The organism is Cobetia sp. MC34 (genome assembly GCF_018340035.1).
GTDB lineage: Bacteria > Pseudomonadota > Gammaproteobacteria > Pseudomonadales > Halomonadaceae > Cobetia > Cobetia amphilecti.
Genome location: NZ_JADPPY010000109.1, coordinates 1 through 516, shown reverse-complemented (window position 1 = coordinate 516; position 516 = coordinate 1). Strand labels below are relative to the sequence as shown.

At 62.6% G+C, this 516-nt stretch carries 2 protein-coding genes; both read right to left on the bottom strand.

Features of this window, described 5'->3' with window-relative positions; translation table 11 throughout:
- The coding region (gene tnpB, locus IZU87_RS18230) for an IS66 family insertion sequence element accessory protein TnpB (RefSeq protein WP_213115379.1) at positions 1 to 156 on the bottom strand (156 nt) is incomplete at its 3' end.
- A partial coding sequence (gene tnpA, locus IZU87_RS17375) for an IS66-like element accessory protein TnpA (RefSeq protein WP_213115378.1) occupies positions 153 to 516 on the bottom strand: 364 nt, incomplete at its 5' end. The genes tnpB and tnpA, both read right to left, overlap by 4 nt.

Genomic DNA, 516 nt, shown 5'->3' with positions numbered 1-516 from the left:
CACCTTCATGCGGTTGCCACGCCGGTTGGCGAACAGATAAGCACAATGCGGGCGAGCCGCGCCGAAGACCTTCACCACTCGGGCCAACGCAGTGTCCGGACCGGCCCGCATATCCAGGGGGGCGGTAGCCAGCCAGATTTCGTCGATGCGGATCATGCGAGCAGCTCCCGAATCAGAGATCGACAGGTGTCGGCCTCCGAGGCAGGCCACTCGATGACCATCGGGCCGTTGGGGTGCGGGATGGTGAGGCGAATAGGGTCCGCCACCTGATGCTGGGGAGTGGCCGGTGACAACTCGCGAGTCATGGGCACCGGTACAAATGCCGGTATTTCTGGCACAGCCGTTTGCTGACGGGTGGTACGGATCCAATTGTGGACCAGGTTAGCATTCAGGCTGTGCTCCAACGCCACTCCGGCAACGGAGGCACCGGGTTGCTGACACGCTTCGACGATCCTGGCCTTGAAGGCGGCAGTGAAGCGGCGACGCTTGCGAGGAACTTCCAACACGCTTGATTCC